Below are 12,683 nucleotides of genomic sequence, written 5' to 3'. Positions count from 1 at the left end.
TTGTTAACCGCGTGGATGGGCTTTCTCATAGACTTCCAGCAGGCGGGCGGTGTCCACGGCTGTATAGGCCTCAGTTGAAGCAAGCGAAGCATGGCCCAGCAGTTCCTGAATAGCACGCAGATCCCCCCCGGCATTCAGCAGATGGGTGGCAAAGGAATGGCGCATGGCATGGGGTGTGACGCTGGATGGCAGGCCCAGTTGCATGCGCACATCTGCCAGGGTTTTCTGCACCTGACGTGGTGACAAAGCCCCCCCGCGCACGCCGCGAAACAGGGCGTGTTCTTTTTCACCGGGGAACGGGCAAAGCCGCAGATATTGCGCCACGGCGTCCTGCGCGGTCGGGATCACCGGCACCAGACGTTCCTTGTCGCCTTTGCCTTTGATGTACAATTTGTCGGACAGGGGCACATCCGCGAATGTCAGGCTGAGGGCCTCAGATATCCGCAGGCCACAGCCATACAGCAGGGTCAGCACCGCCACGTCGCGCGCCTGCACCCAGGGCTCCGTTGATTGCAGGGCGGCGGTTTCCAACACGGCTTTGGCCGCGTCTTTCGCCAGGGGCCGGGGCAGCTTGTTGTGGAACTTCGGCGCGCGGGTCATCATCACGGCGGTTGCGTCAAAATCGTCACGTTCTGAAAACCAGCGGTAGAAACTTTTCACCGCAGACAGTTCCCGCGCAAGCGATCGCGCAGCAATCCCGCGGCCGCGTTCATGGGCCATGAAAGACCGCATATCCGTGACAGAAATATCGCGCAGCATTTCAACGCCGCGCACATTTTCCATGTGCTGGGACAGGAATGCAAAAAATACCAATAAATCGGTCTGATAAGCTTTGCGCGTGTTTTCCGAAATCCGCCCAAGCGCACTGTCGGTGGTCAGCCAGCGTTCCAGCAGATCCGTCAGGGCAGGGGCGATAAACCCCTTATCTCCGCTCATGCCAGCCAGCGGCGCATGGAGCGTTCAAAAACCCCGCCAAAGAAGGTCAGCAGATCTGTGCCCTGGCCGGTATGAAACTGATCCGGGTCTTTTGAACCCATAAGCAGCATGCCTGGCAGATTGCCTTCGCCCAGGTCCAGGGCAATGACGGCTTCGGACTGAACGGTGTTTTCGTCTTCCAGATACAACCAGTCCGCGCCCCTATTCACGGCACGCAGGGTGACTTTGCGCTGTGCGTCATCCGCCGGTCCGCCAAGGTAATCTGAAATCACACCGGGCACCGCAGCGGTCAGAACGGATCCGACACGATCCAGCGAGGCATCGGTTTCTTCCTGATGGGTTTCCAGAATGAGACGCACAGAATCAACCCGCAGAATCGCAGCAACTTCATCGCCCAGGTTCAGAAGAAATTCTTCAAAGCTCAGCGGATCCAGCATTTTCAGCACAGCGCGGTGAATCTGATTGGTACCGGCCAGATTTTCATAGGCGGCAGCGATCACAGTCTGATGCGTGCCTTCAAGACGGTCCAGGCGGGCTTCAAGCCGGTTCATCGCGACAGACCGCAGATCAACAACATTGCTGCCGGTCTGCTGATCATTGGCCTCAATCAGGGCGCGCATGACATCCGGGTCTTCCAGGACCATTTCAGGTGTGGAAATAATTTTTTCGCGCAGTTGCGCTGCATTTGCGGCTGTGTCGCTCATACCTGTTACTGTACTCGATTGTTTGTGTTTTTCGGTTTATAGCAAGAATAACGCAAAATTTACAGATGTTTTTGTTAAATACCAACAGGCGGGAACACCCGTGAAACAGCCAGAGGCATGACTTTGACAGGGCAAAGCTTTTTTCAGGAAGGGCAGCTGATTTCGGTTCTGACCGCAGAACCGATTGACCGTTTCCTTGATTACAAAGCCCCGGAAGGCGGTTGCTTCGCCGGGGCCTATCTGGAAGTTCCGCTGGGCCCCCGTAAGGTTCTGGGGGTTGTCTGGGGGGCAGGGGAAGGCCGTTTTGATCCGGCGAAAATCCGCGCGGCATCGCGCATGATGGATGTCGCACCCATGCGCGAAGAGATGCGCGATTTCCTGATCCGTGCCGGGCAATATACGCTGACGCCGCTCTCGCAAATGCTGCGCCTGGCCACGCGCGCGCCAGGCCTGATGAATCCGCCATCCATGCGCAAAATCTACCGTCCGGGCACCGGCGAGGCGGATCGCATGACCGATGCTCGCAGACGCGTGATGCAGGTGCTGGAAGATCACGGCGGCGCGGGGTTTACCCTGAAAGAACTGGCCGAGGCTGCCGATACTGGCCCGACTGTGGTCAAAGGGCTTGTGAAACAGGGTGTCGTGCAGGAAATTGATGCGCCACGTGATGTGGCATTCCCGCCGCTTGATCCTGATCTGGGGGGCATCACCCTGTCACCGGAACAGGCCGAGGCATCCGGGGCGCTTTGTGCGGCGGTCGACAGCGGGACATATAATACGACGCTTTTGAAAGGTGTGACCGGATCAGGCAAAACCGAAACCTATATGGAAGCCATCGCCGCCTGTCTGCGTCAAGGGCGTCAGGCGCTGGTTTTACTGCCTGAAATTGCCCTGACAGCAGAATTCCTGACCCGGGTTCAGGCCCGTTTTGGCGCACGTCCCGCCGAATGGCATTCCGGCGTGACCATGACGGAACGCAGGCGCACCTGGCGGATGGTCGGCGAAGGCGGGGCGCAGCTTGTGGTTGGCGCGCGATCCGCCTTGTTTCTGCCCTTCCGTGACCTGGGCCTGATCATCGTCGATGAAGAACATGACGGGTCCTACAAACAGGACGAAGGCGTGTTGTATAACGCCCGCGACATGGCGGTTCTGCGGGCAAGCCTGTGCTCTGCTTCCGTTATCCTGGCGTCCGCCACGCCGTCCCTTGAAACCTGGAGCAATGCGCAAAGCGGCAAGTATAACCGTGTGAACCTGACAGCGCGATTTGGCGCAGCGGAAATGCCGGATATGAAGGCGATTGATATGCGCCTTGAAAAACTGCCTGCCAGTCGCTGGATTTCCCCGACGCTGGCCTCTGCGGTGGATCGCCGGCTTGAGGCCGGGGAACAGTCGCTATTGTTCATCAACCGGCGCGGCTATGCGCCCACCACAGTTTGCCGCGCCTGTGGTCAACAGATTGGCTGTGATTTCTGTGACGCGCGTATGGTGGAACATCGTTTTCAGAAACGCCTGATGTGTCACCAGTGCGGGGAAAGCAAACCCGTGCCTGAGGCCTGCCCAAACTGCGAAGTCGAAGGCAAACTTGCGCCGGTTGGCCCGGGCGTTGAACGGCTGGCGGAAGAAGTGGCGGAACGCTTCCCCGATGCACGGATCGCCATCCTGTCCTCCGATCTTTTTGGCTCTGCTCGGGCCTTAAAAGAACGCATTGAAAGCATCGCTGCGGGCGAGGCAGATATCATTGTCGGCACACAACTGGTGGCTAAGGGCCACAACTTCCCGCTGCTCACGCTTGTAGGTGTGATTGATGCAGATCTGGGCCTGCAGGGGTCCGACCTGCGGGCTGCGGAACGCACGTTTCAGCTGATGCGCCAGGTGGCTGGTCGTGCCGGGCGGTCGGAACGTCGCGGTGTGGCGCTGCTTCAGACCTTTCAGCCTGACCATCCGGTGATCCGTTCGATCCTGTCCGGGGATGAGGAAGGGTTCTGGCGCGCCGAATGCACGGAACGTCAGCAAGCCGCTGTGCCACCGTTCGGGCGTCTTGCGGGGATCATTCTGTCGGCGGAAGATGCGCAGCAGGTCTTTGAATTTGCCGGTGAAATGGCACGCCGGGACGGACCTTTGCAAGCGATTGGTGCGCAATTGTTCGGCCCGGCCCCGGCCCCGATTGCGCGGGTGCGCGGGCGGCATCGTGTGCGTATGCTGATCAAGGCCGATAAGACCGCGCCTTTGCAGCGCGCGATCAGCCAGTGGATCGCGCAATTCCGGGTGCCGAATGCAGTGCGGTTGGCGGTTGATATTGATCCGGTGAATTTTTTCTGAGGCGCCGCCTCACAGATCCAGTGGGTCGTTTCGTAGTTCTTCGATCATGCGCCAGGAACGTTTCAGCGCTGTGAAAAGTGATCCGACGGCAATGATCAGCAGAGCGATTTTCAGGGTGGCGAAACCTACAATTTGGGGCAGGAAAATCGCCAGAACGGCCGCGCCGGTCAGGGCTGCCATCCGGTGCTGTTTGGCAAATGGTCCGCTGAAATCAGGATCCAATCCCTGGGCTGTGCCAAGTTCCCGCGTATAGGCCACAAGCACTGCTGCGCAGGCGGCCGCCCAGCCAAGACCTGGTGCCGCAAGCCCATAGCCCAGCCCGACCAGCACCGCGATGTCCGCGTAGCGATCCGGGGCTTCGTTCCAGAAGGGGCCGTCAGCCTCGGCCTTGCCGCCTTCCACCGCGACCATCCCGTCCAGCAGGTTACACATCAACCGTCCCTGAATACCAAGCGCCGCAAGGATCAGAAACACCCATTGTGCGCCGCCGGACAGAAAGAACATGAGGCCTGCAAAGACGGCAAACCCGATGGAGACCTGTGAAATCTGGTTCGGGGTCACGTTGGATTTCGCCAAGCGACGGGCCAGGGTCTGAATGGGTTTTGCACTGCGCGACGCAATGGGGCGGCGGTTGTTGAGGTCACTCATATCAACTCTTTCTCAGGGAATAAGCAAAGCTCAGCGCGTAGGCTGATGCGACACTGAAGGGCAGGGCGATGGTTTGCCAGAAGGCAGGCGTTGCTGCGATCAGATGGCCGCAGATCAGGAAGCTGGCTGAGGTCGCTATGCCTGCGACCGCAGCGCAAAGCCAACAGGTGCTGGCGGCGAACACCCGGCTGATCACGCGATGCATGAGGAAGGTGATCACCCCCGTCAGCGCCCCCTGGGCCAGCCCCGCGATCAGGGGCGCGGGCATGGGGAAATCATTGTTCGACCAGGCCGCCCAGCCCCCCATCAGACACATGCCCGCAAGGCTGTGCACCAGCGGATGTTGCAGTCCTGCCCTCATGCAACAGACCAGAAATAGCGCACCACATGGAAGAAAATCGGGGCAGAGAACACCACACTGTCCAGCCGGTCGACGAACCCGCCATGACCGGCAATCAGATGGCCCCAGTCTTTCACGCCCTTGTCGCGTTTGATCGCTGACATCACAAGCCCGCCGAAGAAGCCAAGCAGGGTGCACATCAGAGCCAGAACAAAGGCCTGAAGCGGTGTAAATGGTGTCATCCACCACAGTCCTGCCCCGATCAATGATGCCGAAAGCACACCGCCCAGGAAACCTTCCCAGGTTTTGGATGGGGACAGTTTCGGGGCGATTTTATGTTTGCCCAGCAATTTCCCCCAGACGTATTGCAATACGTCTGAAATCTGCACCGTCACCACAAGGAAAGCGATCAGCAGGACGTTTTTGCCTTCAAATCCAGGGATCTCCAGCATGATCAGCGCGGGCACATGGCTGGCGGCGAAGACGCAGATCATCAATCCCCACTGGGTTTCCGCGATGCGCACCAGGAAGTTTTCCGTGTCTCCGCGCAGAACCGCCACAATCGGCAGCAGCAGGAAGACATAGACCGGGATGAAGATCGAATACATGCCGTACCAGTTGGTCCAGATCAGGATGTATTGCAGAGGCAGGACGATGAAGAAACTGACCAGCAGCGCATAGTGATCGGCACGGCGTTTGGTTGTCAGCGTCAGGAATTCACGCAGGGCGGCGAAGCTGATCAGGGCGAAGAGGATGACAACGCCGGTCTTGCCGGCAATCATTGCAATAGCCAGCAGGGCGACCATCCCCCACCAGGCGTTGATCCGGGCGATCAGATTTTCAACCAGTTCCGTTGTGCCGGTTCTGGCTTTGATCAGGCGGGCGATCACTGTGGCGGTGATCAGAATGGCAAAGACCCCGATCATCAGGGTGGAAAATTCAGCGGGCGTATTCATGACTGCACCTCCTGGCCAAGGGCACGCAAGGCGTCTTCCGCGCGTGTGATAAATTCAAGCTTCTCTTCACCCTCACGAATGCGCAGGGGTTCGCCAAAGGTGACGGAACATAATAGCGGCACCGGGATCACCTCGCCCTTGGGCATCACAGATGTCAGGTTATCAATCCAGGTCGGCACCAGATCCACATCAGGGCATTTTTGCGCCAGATGAAAGAGGCCCGGTTTAAACGGCAACAACAGATCATCGCCGGTATTACGGGTGCCTTCCGGGAAAAGGATCAGACTGTCACCCTGTTCAAGCGCCTCTGCCATTTGCCCGACGGGATCAAGCGTGCGGGTTTCGGGGTTTCGGTCAATCAGAACCGCGCGAAAGACATCGCGCCCGACAAAGGCTTTCAGTGGCGTGTTCAGCCAGTAATCCGATCCCGCAACCGGGCGGGTTTGCGCGCGCAGGGCGGGGGGCAGGACTGTCCAGACCAGGACAAAATCGCCGTTGGACCCATGGTTCGCAAAATAGACCCTTTGCCGGGCGACAGGTTCACAGCCGTCCCAGACACCACGCACAGCGGTGACCAGACGGGCAAAAAGCGTGATTGCAGAACCGGCAAGGGGGGCGAGAAGGTGTTTTTTGTAATCAAACATGAAATGCTCACTCAAACGCGGCCAAAACGGGCCGTCTACTATTGGTATTCACAGTTTGTTAAACACACAAGTCCGGGAAACATGACCACCGCGCGCTTTGCCTGGCGGATTTTAAGATTCGTACTGCAATCTTATGCCTGATCGATCGCACACCGGACCATCAATCCGGGAACCTCAAACGGAACGAGGCCCGACAAAATACCGGGCGAAATAAGCTTCCTCACCGGGTTTAACCAGCCCGGTCTCATTCTCCGTATGGGCGGCGCCGCCTCTTTATAACCGGCACAACTTCCATACCGATACAGACAGCAACCACCGGGCAGATCACATCTGTACCGGGTCTTTCTGCTGGTTCTTCGCAAATCTGCACATCTCTTTCACGCAAATACAGGCGGTCTTCCCCTTTTCGCAGGCGGAAAACGGGCGTAAGGCGAAGGGATGAAAACCATAGCCCTCTCTGATGCCCGCTCGCTCCCTTTCTGGCGCCGCCCGATCACGCTGCTGTTTCTTATGGCGGCTGCCATGCCGGTGGCTTTTTCCACCTGGTCTGCACTGCTCAATAACTTCGTGATTGAAGCTGCGGATTTCACCGGAAAAGACATTGGCCTTTTGCATTCCGTGCGCGAAATTCCGGGGTTTCTGGCGATTGGCGTGATCGCGATCCTGATGTTTATGCGCGAACAGGTGCTGGGGATTGTCTCGCTCGCCATGCTGGGCGCAGCCACGGCGGTGACGGCCTGGTTCCCAAGCCTGGGTGGCATTCTGACGATCACCATGCTCAGTTCGATCGGCTTTCATTATTACGAAACAGTCAATCAATCGCTGCAGCTGCAATGGTTGCCGAAAGAACGCGCCCCGCAGATGCTGGGGCTGATCACCGCTGCCGGGTCTGCGGCCACCGCCCTGGCCTATGTTCTGATCGTGATGACCTGGAAAAGTTTCGATCTCTCTTATAACTTCGTTTACCTGATCTCTGGTGGTTTCACGGCCCTTGTCGCGGCGTTCTGTTTCTTCGCTTATCCGCAGTTCGAAGCCCCGCATCCGCAGAAAAAACAACTGATCCTGCGCAAACGGTATTGGTTGTATTACGCGTTGCAGTTCTTTGCAGGCGCGCGCCGTCAGATCTTTGTTGTGTTCGCAGGTTTTATGATGGTCGAACTCTTTGGCTTCAAAGTGCATGAGATCACCGCACTGTACCTGATCAACCTTGGCGCCAATATGGTCTTTGCACCGCTCATGGGGCAGCTGGTTGCGAAATGGGGTGAACGCCGGGCGCTGTTGTTTGAATATGCAGGCCTGATCATTGTCTTTACCCTTTATGGCGGGATCTACTTTTTCCACTGGGGCTGGATCATTGCATCCACGTTATATGTGATTGACCATATCTTCTTTGCGCTGGCCCTGGCTCTGAAAACCTATTTCCAGAAGATCGCAGATCCGGGTGATATCGCGCCAACGGCGGCTGTGGCCTTTACCATCAACCATATCTCGGCGGTTTTCCTGCCGGTGCTTCTGGGGCTTTTGTGGGTTGTGTCGCCAGCGGCTGTGTTTATGTTCGCGGCAACCATCGCCTGCGGCAGCTTTGCACTTGCAATGCTGATCCCGCGCCACCCGTCACCGGGCCATGAAACCATCTTTGCCGCACGTCGCGCGCAGCCAGCTGAATAACGGACGTAACCATGCCAACCTTTACCGCCTTCACCACCCTGACCGACAAAACCAAAGCCGAAGCCCTGGGCGAAGCGCTGGAACGTCTGGTGCCTGAACCCTACGGCGTGGGCGTTTTTGAAGTGGAAGATGGCACAGGCGTCTGGGAAGTCGGCGGTTATTTCATCGAAGCACCGGATGAAGCAGGGCTGGCTCTGCTGGGGATGGCCTTTGACGCAAAGCCTTTTGTGGTGTCTGAGCTGCCCGAAACCGATTGGGTGGCGCATGTGCGTCGTGAACTGGCCCCGGTGGAAGCTGGCCGTTTCTTTGTTTATGGCGCGCATGATGCCGATAAAGTCCCTGCCGATTGTGAACCCCTGCTGATCGAGGCCGCCATGGCCTTTGGCACTGGCCACCATGGCACGACGCTGGGTTGCCTGAAGGCGCTGGATAAGCTGGTTGAACAGGGTTTCCACGCGAAGAACTGTATTGATGTTGGCTGTGGTACGGCGGTGCTGGCGATGGCTGCCGCCCGTATCTGGCCAGAAAATGTCCGCGCCAGCGATATTGATCAGCAGGCCGTGGATGTGGCGGAAGCCAATGTCAAAGCCAATAATCTGGAAGGGCGCGTGACCTGCCTTGAAGCCGCCGGTTTTGCCCATGACGACATTGAGGCCGCTGCGCCTTATGATCTCGTTTTCGCAAATATTCTGATGGCACCGCTGATTGGCCTGGCCCCCGATATGGCAGAATTTCTGGCCCCGAATGGCTATGCGATTCTTTCCGGAATTCTGAATGAACAGGCGGATGATGTAATTCGCGTTTATGAAGAAAACGGAATTAAACTCATTTCCCGCGACGAAATTACGGAATGGACAACGCTAATTCTGCAAAAATCCGCCTGAATTGTATAAAAGGCAATGCAGTTGATGTCTTTGCCACAATTTGGACACATTTGCCTCAGAAACTGCACAAGTTGCAAGTTTTCAGGTATCAGTAGACCGTATATTTTGTGACCGGAGATATCCAATGCCCGAAGTCCAGGCAGAACCATTTGACGAAAGACTGGGTCGTATTCAGAAGCGGCACAGAAAAATGGCCGACGGATATGTAACCAAGCTGGGAAAAGATGGGTTAATTACAGCCCGCCCGACAAGACGTATTCGTTTTCCGTGGAAATTCATGTTGTTAATCGCAGTATTGTTTATTCTGTTTAAAGGCGCAACTTTGGCGGCGCTTGGCCCGGGCTCTTATGCCGAACGGGTTGCACGCCTTGCCCAGGGGAACGGATCTGAACGGATCGGTGCCTTTCTGATGCAGCCCGAAGTTGCCACGATCTGGGCCGCACGACTGATGCAGCCATTGTTCCTGGGGGCGGCGGAAGACACAGACATTCAGTCGGCCTCTGCTTCTGACAGCTGAACACATACAATTTGGCATAAAAAACCGCCCGCCTCAGAGATGAGAGCGGGCGTTGCTGTAATTTGCGATCTGTATCACCAGGGAGGAATGGTTCAGATCGCTTAGCCTTACAGTAGCGGCTGTATTCAGCGGGACATTTTCTTTGCAACAACGTCGATGTCGCAGCGTTCAATGCCGATGTCTGCCAGTTCGTGGTCGCTCAGTGCGGACAGAGACTTGCGTGTGACGCGTACATCGTTCCAGGCCTGCACACGGGCATAGGTGGAACGGATGGTCTCAGCGAACCCACCGAAGGGTTGGGTGACGACCGCGGAGCGGGTGTGATCAATTACTGCCATCTGTTAAGTCCTTCAGATTGGGGCGCTGATCTGCGCGTTAACTTCAAGGCCCCACTTATGCCTGTGTATTCTTTCCGACAAGCGTGATTTTTGCATGTCTCTCATGCAATTTCTGCATGTCTCAGAAATCCGTTTCCCCCTTGTAAACAACGGCTAATCGCGTTTCCGTGAAATCTGTCGCCTGTGGATTTCGGCGCGTCGTTTTTGTGTCGTTTTTTGCCCTGTTACCGGTAGCAGGGCCGGGCCGGGCATTTTTAGCAATTGGCAAATGTTCGCGTTTCGTGCTACTTCAGTCTAAGCAAAAAATTGCAAAAATTTTTAACGAGGCGGCAAAATGCGTGTTTTGGGGATCGATCCGGGGCTGCGGAACCTGGGATGGGGCGTGATTTCGGTGGATGGAAGCCGACTCAGTCACGTGGCGAACGGCATTTGTCATTCCACCGGCACCGATCTGGCCGTGCGCCTGTTGTCGCTTTTTGATCAATTGTCTGAGGTTATCGAAACCTGGCAACCCGACACAGCCGCCGTTGAGAAAACATTCGTCAACAAAGATGGCGCAGGCACCCTGAAACTGGGCCAGGCGCGGGGCATTGCCATGCTGGTTCCGGCCCGTGCGGGGCTGTCTATCGGTGAATACGCCCCGAATTCGGTCAAGAAATCCGTGGTGGGCGTCGGACATGCCGATAAGAACCAGGTCGAACATATGGTAAAGATGCAATTGCCCGGCGTGAAAATCGCGGGCGCGGATGCGGCAGATGCCTTGGCCATTGCGATGTGTCACAGTTATCATATGCAATCCTCCGGCCGGATCTCGGCCGCACTTGAAAAGGCCGCCCAATGATCGGACGTATCGCAGGTATTCTGAATTACCGTTCCACAGACCATGTGCTGATTGATGTGCGCGGTGTGGGCTATCTGGTGTATGTTTCTGACCGTACCATGGCATCGCTGCCTGCGGTGGGGGAAGGCTGTGCACTCTACACTGAACTGCTGGTACGCGAAGATAACCTGCAATTGTTTGGATTCCTGTCGCTTCAGGAAAAAGAATGGCACCGCCTGCTGATTTCCGTTCAGGGCATTGGGGCAAAAGCATCCATGGCGATCCTGGGCACCCTTGGCCCCGATGGTATTGGCCGCGCGATTGCGCTTGGCGACTGGGCAAGCGTGAAGGCAGCACCTGGTGTTGGCCCGAAGATCGCACAGCGCGTGGTGAACGAGTTGAAAGACAAGGCGCATGCAGTGATGGCGCTTGGCACGGTGGATGATAATCTGTCCGCGCCTGTTGTGGATGACAGCGTGATTGAAGATACACCAGCCACACCCGCAAAGAAAGCCGCGCCAAAGAAACCAGCCAAACGCAATACCAATGCTGCTGTTCAGGCGGACGCATTGTCTGCCCTTGGCAATCTTGGTTATGCGCCTGCCGATGCGACCTCTGCCGTGGCGCGGGCTGCGGGGGATAATCCGGACGCTGGCATGTCCACATTGATCCGCGAAGCCTTGAAGCTTCTCGCGCCAAAGGATTAATCCATGGACCAGCCCGACCCGAACCTGCGCCCAGCCCCGATGGACGGCGAACAAAAGCCCGAATTTGACCGGGCCATGCGCCCACAGATGCTGGATGACTTTATTGGTCAGGCCGAAGCGCGCGCCAACCTGAAGGTGTTTATTGAGTCAGCCCGTCGTCGCGGCGAACCAATGGATCACGCCCTGTTCCACGGCCCGCCCGGCCTGGGTAAAACAACGCTTTCGCAGATCATGGCGCGGGAGTTAGGGGTGAACTTTAAGATGACTTCTGGTCCTGTTCTGGCGAAGGCCGGTGATCTGGCCGCAATCCTGACCAACCTGGAAGCACGGGATGTGTTGTTCATCGACGAAATCCATCGCATGAATCCAGTGGTCGAAGAAATTCTGTATCCGGCGCTGGAGGATTTTGAGCTGGATCTTGTGATTGGCGAAGGCCCCGCCGCGCGCACCGTACGGATCGAGCTGCAACCCTTCACGCTTGTTGGTGCCACCACCCGTCTGGGCCTGCTGACAACGCCTTTGCGGGACCGTTTTGGCATCCCGATCCGGCTGGAATTTTACAGCACAGATGAGCTGCATGAAATTGTCACCCGGGGCGCACGTAAAATGGGCGTTGAGGCCACCGATGGCGGGGCCCGTGAAATCGCCCGTCGTGCCCGTGGCACGCCGCGTATCGCCGGACGCCTGCTGCGCCGTGTCGTGGATTTCGCTGTTGTGGAAAGCGACGGACGGATCACACAGGAGGTCGCCGATGGGGCGCTGTCACGCCTGGGTGTCGATCATCTGGGTCTTGATGGGGCGGACCGTCGCTATCTGCGGATGATCGCTGAGAACTATCAGGGCGGCCCCGTAGGGATTGAGACCATGTGCGCGGCCCTGTCGGAAAGCCGCGATGCGCTGGAAGATGTGATTGAGCCTTATCTTTTGCAGCAAGGCCTGATCCAGCGCACACCACGTGGACGGATGCTGGCACAAAAGGCCTGGATCCATCTGGGTATGGCTGCGCCCGAGGTGAAGGTCGAGCGAAAACAAACGCCGGACTTGTTTGAAGACTAAGGTTTGTGCCTCAGCCGGGTCTTTTTCCATATGTGACAGATTGCGCTTGAAGCTGCGGCCTCTGCCTGTTCTGGTTTTCGTTCTGTGGTCAGATCAACAGCTGCCGTGACGCTGTTCAGCAAAACGCCAATCAACAATTGCACCTG

14 protein-coding genes are annotated in these 12,683 nt (G+C 57.1%); 7 read left to right on the top strand and 7 right to left on the bottom strand.

All coding sequences use genetic code 11. The annotated features are described in order from the left end of the window. Positions 1–3 precede the first annotated feature (3 nt). Entirely contained in the window at positions 4–936 is a 933-nt protein-coding gene (locus tag H1D41_RS03235; protein ID WP_228847559.1) for a tyrosine recombinase XerC, read from the bottom strand. After that, the gene (locus tag H1D41_RS03230) at positions 933–1,640 is read right to left on the bottom strand and encodes a DUF484 family protein (protein WP_228847558.1); all 708 of its coding nucleotides are present in this window, start codon (positions 1,638–1,640) and stop codon (positions 933–935) included. Before H1D41_RS03230 ends, H1D41_RS03235 begins: the two co-directional genes overlap by 4 nt. A gap of 117 nt (positions 1,641–1,757) precedes the next feature. On the opposite strand from H1D41_RS03230, the gene H1D41_RS03225 reads away from it, so the two are divergent. After that, positions 1,758–3,959, top strand: a complete 2,202-nt coding sequence (locus tag H1D41_RS03225) for a primosomal protein N' (RefSeq protein WP_228847557.1) — start codon at positions 1,758–1,760, stop codon at positions 3,957–3,959. 9 nt (positions 3,960–3,968) lie between these two features. Here H1D41_RS03225 and H1D41_RS03220 read toward each other — a convergent pair whose 3' ends face one another. The 4 genes from H1D41_RS03220 to H1D41_RS03205 are packed head-to-tail and all read right to left on the bottom strand — an operon-like array spanning position 3,969 to position 6,547. Further along, entirely contained in the window at positions 3,969–4,607 is a 639-nt protein-coding gene (locus H1D41_RS03220) for a CDP-alcohol phosphatidyltransferase family protein (RefSeq protein WP_228847556.1), read from the bottom strand. 1 nt (position 4,608) lies between these two features. Continuing rightward, positions 4,609–4,968 carry a hypothetical protein gene (locus H1D41_RS03215; RefSeq protein WP_228847555.1) on the bottom strand — a complete coding sequence of 120 codons (360 nt, stop codon included), beginning with the start codon at positions 4,966–4,968 and terminating at the stop codon, positions 4,609–4,611. After that, positions 4,965–5,903, bottom strand: a complete 939-nt coding sequence (locus H1D41_RS03210; RefSeq protein WP_228847554.1) for a phosphatidate cytidylyltransferase — start codon at positions 5,901–5,903, stop codon at positions 4,965–4,967. The genes H1D41_RS03215 and H1D41_RS03210 overlap by 4 nt, the downstream gene beginning before the upstream one ends. Beyond that, on the bottom strand, positions 5,900–6,547 hold the full coding sequence (locus H1D41_RS03205; RefSeq protein ID WP_228847553.1) for a lysophospholipid acyltransferase family protein: 648 nt from the start codon (positions 6,545–6,547) through the stop codon (positions 5,900–5,902). The genes H1D41_RS03210 and H1D41_RS03205 overlap by 4 nt, the downstream gene beginning before the upstream one ends. Before the next feature lie 438 nt (positions 6,548–6,985). Here H1D41_RS03205 and H1D41_RS03200 point away from each other — a divergent pair, with 438 nt between their 5' ends. From H1D41_RS03200 to H1D41_RS03190, 3 genes are all read left to right on the top strand, one after another. After that, on the top strand, positions 6,986–8,215 hold the full coding sequence (locus H1D41_RS03200) for an MFS transporter (protein ID WP_228847552.1): 1,230 nt from the start codon (positions 6,986–6,988) through the stop codon (positions 8,213–8,215). An 11-nt stretch (positions 8,216–8,226) separates the two neighbouring features. Beyond that, positions 8,227–9,099: a 50S ribosomal protein L11 methyltransferase gene (locus H1D41_RS03195; protein ID WP_228847551.1), complete on the top strand. Its 873-nt coding sequence runs from the start codon at positions 8,227–8,229 to the stop codon at positions 9,097–9,099. A 124-nt stretch (positions 9,100–9,223) separates the two neighbouring features. Further along, entirely contained in the window at positions 9,224–9,616 is a 393-nt protein-coding gene (locus H1D41_RS03190; RefSeq protein WP_228847550.1) for a hypothetical protein, read from the top strand. Between the two features lie 125 nt (positions 9,617–9,741). Here the strand turns inward: H1D41_RS03190 and H1D41_RS03185 are convergent, their stop codons facing one another. Continuing rightward, a complete protein-coding gene (locus tag H1D41_RS03185; RefSeq protein ID WP_228847549.1) occupies positions 9,742–9,954 on the bottom strand; it encodes a DUF1127 domain-containing protein in 213 nt (70 codons plus the stop codon). A 334-nt stretch (positions 9,955–10,288) separates the two neighbouring features. Between H1D41_RS03185 and ruvC the strand changes: the two genes are divergently transcribed. The 3 genes from ruvC to ruvB are packed head-to-tail and all read left to right on the top strand — an operon-like array spanning position 10,289 to position 12,537. Further along, the gene (gene ruvC, locus H1D41_RS03180) at positions 10,289–10,795 is read left to right on the top strand and encodes a crossover junction endodeoxyribonuclease RuvC (protein WP_228847548.1); all 507 of its coding nucleotides are present in this window, start codon (positions 10,289–10,291) and stop codon (positions 10,793–10,795) included. Continuing rightward, the gene (gene ruvA / locus H1D41_RS03175; RefSeq protein ID WP_228847547.1) at positions 10,792–11,481 is read left to right on the top strand and encodes a Holliday junction branch migration protein RuvA; all 690 of its coding nucleotides are present in this window, start codon (positions 10,792–10,794) and stop codon (positions 11,479–11,481) included. Before ruvC ends, ruvA begins: the two co-directional genes overlap by 4 nt. A 3-nt stretch (positions 11,482–11,484) precedes the next feature. After that, the gene (ruvB, locus tag H1D41_RS03170) at positions 11,485–12,537 is read left to right on the top strand and encodes a Holliday junction branch migration DNA helicase RuvB (protein WP_107496312.1); all 1,053 of its coding nucleotides are present in this window, start codon (positions 11,485–11,487) and stop codon (positions 12,535–12,537) included. Positions 12,538–12,683 lie beyond the last annotated feature (146 nt).

This window comes from Halocynthiibacter styelae (genome assembly GCF_016123485.1).
In the GTDB taxonomy this organism is placed as follows: Bacteria; Pseudomonadota; Alphaproteobacteria; order Rhodobacterales; family Rhodobacteraceae; genus Halocynthiibacter; species Halocynthiibacter styelae.
This window is presented reverse-complemented; position numbering and strand designations above follow the sequence as displayed.